This window comes from Robinsoniella sp. (assembly GCF_034124845.1).
The window spans coordinates 1-6,338 of the sequence record NZ_JAWYAJ010000047.1; the positions used below are offsets into that span (position 1 = coordinate 1).

General features: G+C 42.4%; 5 protein-coding genes. 4 read left to right on the forward strand and 1 reads right to left on the reverse strand.

Features of this window, described 5'->3' with window-relative positions; translation table 11 throughout:
- Positions 1-115 precede the first annotated feature (115 nt).
- Positions 116-814 (reverse strand): pirin family protein, encoded by a 699-nt coding sequence (locus tag ACH2DQ_RS02440; protein ID WP_395025445.1) that lies wholly within the window; start codon positions 812-814, stop codon positions 116-118.
- 323 nt (positions 815-1,137) lie between these two features.
- On the opposite strand from ACH2DQ_RS02440, the gene ACH2DQ_RS02445 reads away from it, so the two are divergent.
- Genes ACH2DQ_RS02445 through ACH2DQ_RS02460 form a run of 4 tightly spaced genes read left to right on the forward strand, consistent with a single transcriptional unit; the run spans position 1,138 to position 6,228 of the window.
- The gene (locus ACH2DQ_RS02445) at positions 1,138-1,617 is read left to right on the forward strand and encodes a MarR family winged helix-turn-helix transcriptional regulator (RefSeq protein ID WP_394914175.1); all 480 of its coding nucleotides are present in this window, start codon (positions 1,138-1,140) and stop codon (positions 1,615-1,617) included.
- Complete coding sequence (locus ACH2DQ_RS02450; protein ID WP_394914176.1) at positions 1,601-3,754, forward strand: ABC transporter ATP-binding protein; 2,154 nt, start codon at positions 1,601-1,603, stop codon at positions 3,752-3,754. Before ACH2DQ_RS02445 ends, ACH2DQ_RS02450 begins: the two co-directional genes overlap by 17 nt.
- The gene (locus tag ACH2DQ_RS02455; RefSeq protein ID WP_394914177.1) at positions 3,751-5,604 is read left to right on the forward strand and encodes an ABC transporter ATP-binding protein; all 1,854 of its coding nucleotides are present in this window, start codon (positions 3,751-3,753) and stop codon (positions 5,602-5,604) included. The genes ACH2DQ_RS02450 and ACH2DQ_RS02455 overlap by 4 nt, the downstream gene beginning before the upstream one ends.
- A gap of 27 nt (positions 5,605-5,631) precedes the next feature.
- Positions 5,632-6,228: an AAA family ATPase gene (locus ACH2DQ_RS02460; protein ID WP_394914178.1), complete on the forward strand. Its 597-nt coding sequence runs from the start codon at positions 5,632-5,634 to the stop codon at positions 6,226-6,228.
- The last annotated feature ends 110 nt before the right edge of the window (positions 6,229-6,338 follow it).

A 6,338-nucleotide genomic window follows, 5' to 3' on the forward strand; every position in this document is an offset into this window, starting at 1 on the left:
TAAATTCATTGCCTATAAAAATTCATATAATCATAAAATTTTTATTAATTCATATCATTCATAAAAAAATCAAAAAAACTTCCGGCTGCCTGTTTACTGCCGGAAGTTTTTATATTTAACTTTCTTTCATTTCGAAAAATAGAATATGGGCTTCTGCCTGTGCCTGTATCGTTAATTTCCCGGCAGCGATTTCTGCGCCGTCTCTTTTTTCTAAAGTGACTTGATTTAACTTTGCCCGTCCTTCGATTAAAACCAGATATGCCTGTCGTCCAGGGAGGATTTCATATTCCAAGGATTGATTCTGAACCAGCTGGGTTACAAAAATATTCATATCCTGATGAATGCGTATAGGCGCTTTGCCGTTTTCAGGGGAAACGATCTGTGTCCATTGGTTCAGGCGGTTGGTCCAGGGAAAATGATAGTCCCCATATTGGGGGATATAATTGTCGGCATCCGGCAAAATCCAGATCTGCAACAAGCGCAGGCGTTCATCGGATTCGTTTAATTCACTGTGGAAAATGCCGCTCCCGGCACTCATGTATTGTACGTCACCCCGGGTAAGTGTACGCTTATTGTCCATGCTGTCTCCATGGGTGAGTTCACCGTCAGCAACATAGGTGATTATTTCCATGTTTTTGTGGGGATGTGTATCAAATCCGGTGTGGGGCTGTATAATATCGTCATTTATGACGCGCAAAGCCCCATATTGGATATTGTCAGGATTGTAGTATTCTGCAAATGAAAAATGAAACCAGCTGTCCAGCCATCCCAGTTCACTTCTGCCCATCTTACTGTGGTCTACTCTTTTTATCATAGGAACCCTCCTCTTGCACATTCCGGTGCAGTCTGCTGTATCGTTACCGTTAATTCTGAATCTTTAGTCCCGCTGTATCAGTAGTATACACATATCATAAGCTTTTAATCTAAAAAAGGCAAATATATTTATAGAGGATTTCGAAATATTGTTTGATTCATGGACTATTTTAATTTATTTATTTTTAATAATTACAGGATTGACAATTTCATTCCATAAGCATATACTTATCAAAGTGAATGATTAACTATGTTAACTAATATCATAGATAAATGATTCTATGGTATCTAATTAGGAAAGTGAAGGAAGAAAGGAGTATGGATATGAATGAAAAAAATCTAAAAGAAGAGTTTATGCGGGTATCCCATCGTATGAGAAAGCTGAATATGAGCCATATTTTTTCCGATGTATCACAGGGTGAATTCTTTGCATTGGAAATGCTTCGGAAGTGCCAGAAGAGAACCGGTGACGGTGGCATTATCGTATCGGATCTGGCGAAGAGCCTCCGGGTTTCTCCACCGGCTGCATCAAGGATGCTTCGAAATATGGAAGAAAAAGGTCTGATACGAAGAGAAGTAGATAAAAATAACCGCAGAAACACCTATGTGTATCTTACCGATAAAGGACTGGAGAGCCGTGAGATGGCTGCAAAGGCGATGGATGATTTTACTGGGAGGGTCATGAAACGCATGGGAGATGAAAATGTAGAAATGCTGATCAGCCTGATACAGAAAATGACTTCTATTATGGAAGAAGAGCTGGATGAAAAAGGGAAAGGAGATAAGGATGAAGAAACTCTTTAAATATTTAAGTGAGTGTAAAATGCTGATCCTTTGCATTGTGCTGCTATTGGTGGTGCAGGCTTACTGTGATCTGGCACTGCCATCGTATACTTCCGATATTGTAGACGTGGGAATCCAGCAGGGCGGTATCGCCAATGTGGCACCGGACCAGATGCGCCAGGAAACCATGGATAGTCTGTGCCTGTTTCTGACAGATAAGGAAGAAAAAACGGTAAAATCTGCTTATGGTAAGCAAGAGGATGGTTTTCTGCATCTGAATAAAGATGGCAGAAAAGATATTGAGAAACTGGATAAAATCCTGGGAACACCGATGCTGATGCTCTCGAGTGCAAAAGATTCCGGAAAGGTGAATATTGACCAGATCAAAAAGGCTCTTGCTTCCGGGATGATGACAAAGGATCAGATCCTTCAAATGAAGGACCAGGCAATGGAAAAGTTTGGGGAATACAGCGATTCCATCATAGCACAAAAAGCGTTGCTGTTCGACAAGGAAGAGTATCAGGCGATGGGAATTGACCTGGGTGATTACCAGACCAATTATTTGATCCATAAAGGGCTGTTGATGCTTGCGTTGGCTATTGTATCCATGATTGCAGCAGTCTTCGTGGGAATGCTGGCATCTTATACCGCTGCTAAGATTGGTATGACCCTGAGAGGAAAAGTGTTTAAAAAAGTACTGTCTTTCTCCAATACGGAAATGGACCAGTATTCCACTGCTTCCCTGATTACCCGCAGTACCAACGATGTTCAGCAGATTCAGATGGTGTCCGTCATGTTGCTGCGTATGGTTCTCTATGCACCGATTCTGGGCATAGGAGGCATTATCAAAGTAGGGTATACGGAAACTGGCATGGGGTGGATTATCGGGGTAGCGGTAGGCGCGATTATTTTACTGGTGGGTATTTTGTTCTCAGTAGCTATGCCGAAATTCAAGAAAATGCAGACATTGGTGGATAAATTAAATCTGGTATCCAGGGAGATTTTAACGGGTATCCCTGTAATTCGTGCATTCAGCAGAGAAAAATATGAAGAGAAACGATTTGCCAATGCCAATCTGGATTTAAAGTCCACACAGTTATTCACAAATCGTGTTATGACCTTTATGATGCCGGCAATGATGCTGATCATGAACTGTATCACCGTTATGATCGTATGGTTTGGCGGCAAGGGGATTGATGCAGGGAATCTTCAGGTTGGAGATATGATGGCGTTTATTACGTATACCATGCAGATCGTCATGTCCTTCCTGATGTTAACCATGATCTCCATTATGCTTCCAAGGGCAGGCGTATCCGCAAATCGTATTGCAGAAGTTATTGAGACCGCTGTAGTTATTACAGATAAAGAACATACCATGGATGACAGCAGAGCACAGTGGAATGGAACGATTGCATTTGAAGACGTTTCCTTCCGTTATCCAGGGGCAGATGAAGATGCGCTGGAACATTTGAACTTTACGGCAAAACCCGGGCAGACCACTGCAATTATCGGCAGTACGGGATGCGGAAAATCCACTTTGATTCATCTGATACCAAGATTTTATGATGTGACCGGTGGCAGAATAACGTTAGACGGCGTGGATATCCGGGATTTATCCAGAAACAAATTAAGAGATTTATTGGGATTCGTTCCCCAGAAAGGCGTACTTTTTTCAGGGGATATTGAATCAAATATCAAGTTTGGCGGGGAGGAGATTCCTGATGCATATATGAAAGAGGCAGCAGGAATTGCACAGGCGGTGGAATTTATTGATACCAAACCGGAGAAATACCACAGCAGTATATCAGAAGGCGGAAGCAACGTTTCCGGCGGACAAAAGCAGCGTCTTTCCATTGCAAGGGCAATTGCCAAAAAGCCCAGGATATTTCTGTTTGATGACAGTTTTTCGGCGCTGGACTATAAGACAGATGTGGTATTGCGTAAGGCTCTGAATGAGAAAATCTTGGATGCCACGATCATTATCGTTGCACAGAGGATCAGTACCATTCTACATGCGGATCAGATTATCGTATTGGATGAGGGCAGAATTGCAGGAACCGGTACCCACGAACAATTGCTGGAAAGCTGTGAAACCTATCTGGAAATTGCCAGATCCCAGTTATCTGAAGCAGAATTGAAAGGAGGTGCTGCATCATGAGTGAAGAGAACAATAAGGCTCCAAGAATGAAAGCAGGCGGCCATGGACCGGGTTCCAGAATGGCACCAGGAGAGAAGGCAAAAGATTTTAAAGGAACGATCCGCAAACTGGCGGGTTATATGGGGAGTTATAAAATTGCACTGATAGGCGTATTGATTTTTGCAGTAGGTGGTACGATTTTCGGTATTTTGGGACCTAAGATTCTGGGTAAGGCTACCACGGAATTATTTAATGGTCTGGTAGCAAAAGTTTCTGGAACAGGGGGCATAGATTTTACAAAGTTGGGACAGATTCTGTTGTTTCTGTTAGGATTATATTTATTTAGTTCCTGCCTGTCTTTTGTGCAGGGATGGATTATGAGCGGCATTTCACAAAAGCTCTGTTACCGTTTTCGTGAAGAGATTTCTCAGAAAATCAACAGGATGCCCATGAAGTATTTTGAATCCAAAACCGTGGGCGAGGTTTTATCACGTATTACAAACGATGTGGACACCTTGGGACAGAGCCTGAATCAGAGCATTACCCAGTTGATTACATCCATAACACAGATGATTGGTATTTTTATCATGATGATGAGCATCAGTCCTCTTATGACCCTGATTGCAATTGTAATTCTTCCCATATCTGCAATTTTGATTGGTGTTGTTGTGAAGTGTTCTCAGAAGTATTTCGTTGCACAGCAGAAATACCTGGGGGAGATCAACGGACAGGTAGAAGAAGTCTACAGCGGTCACAGTATCGTTCAGGCATTTAACCGGGAGAAGACTGTAGAAAAAGAGTTTGATGAAACCAATGAGGTACTGTTTCAGTCTGCATGGAAATCACAGTTTTTATCCGGAATGATGCAGCCCATTATGGGTTTTATCGGGAACCTGGGTTATGTCGCAGTTGCAGTCAGCGGAAGTATCCTGGCAGTCAAAGGTGCCATCGAAGTTGGTGATATCCAGTCCTTTATTCAGTATGTGAAGAGCTTTACCCAGCCCATCGCCCAGGTAGCGCAGGTATCAAATATGCTTCAGTCAACGGCGGCAGCAGCAGAGCGTGTATTCGAATTTCTCGGTGAGGAAGAAGAAGAACTGGTTGCAAAAAATCCAGTTCAGATTGATAATATAGATGGAAGGGTAACTTTCCAGCACGTTCATTTTGGATATGATCCGGATAAAATTATTATAAATGATTTTAACTGTGAGGTAGAACCGGGACAGACGGTGGCTATTGTAGGCCCAACCGGAGCAGGGAAGACGACCATGGTCAAGCTGCTGATGCGTTTCTATGATGTAAACAGCGGAAGCATTAAGGTTGACGGACATAATATTACTGATTTTAACAGAAGTGAACTGAGGGAATATTTTGGCATGGTACTGCAGGATACCTGGTTGTTTAAGGGAACCATTATGGAGAATATAAGGTACGGACGGCTAGAGGCAACGGATGAAGAGGTTATCGCAGCAGCGAAAGCGGCACATGCACACCACTTTATCCAGACACTTCCGGGCGGCTATCAAATGGAACTCAATGAGGATGCCAGCAATGTATCCCAGGGCCAGAAGCAGCTGATCACAATAGCAAGAGCCATATTGGCTGACAATAAGATTATGATCCTGGACGAAGCTACAAGTTCCGTAGATACCAGAACGGAATCCAGAATACAAAAAGCTATGAACAATCTGATGAAAGGGCGTACCAGTTTTGTAATCGCCCATCGTTTATCTACGATAAAGGATGCCGACCTAATTTTAGTAATGAAGGACGGCGATATTATAGAACAGGGTAACCATGAAGAGCTGCTTGCAAAAGAGGGATTCTATGCAAGCCTGTACAATTCCCAGTTTGAGGAAATGACAGCTTAAGACAGCTTAAAAGGAGGAAATAGTAAGATGAGCAGAAAATGTATCACAATCGACAGACAGTATGGAAGTGGTGGAAGAGAGGTAGGGAAAATGCTGGCAAAGCGGCTGGATATTCCTTTCTATGATAATGAACTGCTGATGATCGCCGCAGAAAAGTATGGTATCAATCCGGGAATTATGCGTGAACATGATGAAAAGAGAAACGGAAGCCTTTTATATAATATAGCGATCATGACCAACGGACAGTATGATAAGGTCAACCAGCCCTATAAGATTTTCCAGGCAGAGTGTGATACCATCAGGCGCCTGGCTGATGATGGTCCCTGCATCTTTATTGGAAGATGTTCCGATTATGCACTGAAGGATAAATGTAAGACACTGAATATTTTTATCTATGCATCTGCTATGGCTGACCGCATTAACCGGGCAGGCAGCGTGGATAAAGTAGAGAAGAAAAATATCGAACGTTTTATCAAGCAAAAGGATATGCAGAGAAAAAGTTACTATAACTCTTTCACGGAAAAAGAGTGGGGAGATATGGCAAATTATGATCTGTGTCTGAATACCTCTACTCTGGGATATGAGCAGTGTGTGGATATTATTGAAAAAGTTTATAGAGGGTAGAGCTTGTCTTTATTTAGCTAGAACACAGTGAGTTTATGGGGGGATAAGACATTAAATTTGGGTTTTGCTGAGTAAGGACGCTTTGTATAAGATAGGTAGTGTACGAAAAG

What these genes read in the sequence shown, in the direction of transcription:
- ACH2DQ_RS02445 (WP_394914175.1), top strand. Translation starts at nt 1,138, where the DNA reads ATGAATGAAAAAAATCTAAAAGAAGAGTTTATGCGGGTATCCCATCGT.
- ACH2DQ_RS02460 (WP_394914178.1), top strand. Translation starts at nt 5,632, where the DNA reads ATGAGCAGAAAATGTATCACAATCGACAGACAGTATGGAAGTGGTGGA.
- ACH2DQ_RS02440 (WP_395025445.1), bottom strand. Translation starts at nt 814, where the DNA reads ATGATAAAAAGAGTAGACCACAGTAAGATGGGCAGAAGTGAACTGGGA.
- ACH2DQ_RS02450 (WP_394914176.1), top strand. Translation starts at nt 1,601, where the DNA reads ATGAAGAAACTCTTTAAATATTTAAGTGAGTGTAAAATGCTGATCCTT.
- ACH2DQ_RS02455 (WP_394914177.1), top strand. Translation starts at nt 3,751, where the DNA reads ATGAGTGAAGAGAACAATAAGGCTCCAAGAATGAAAGCAGGCGGCCAT.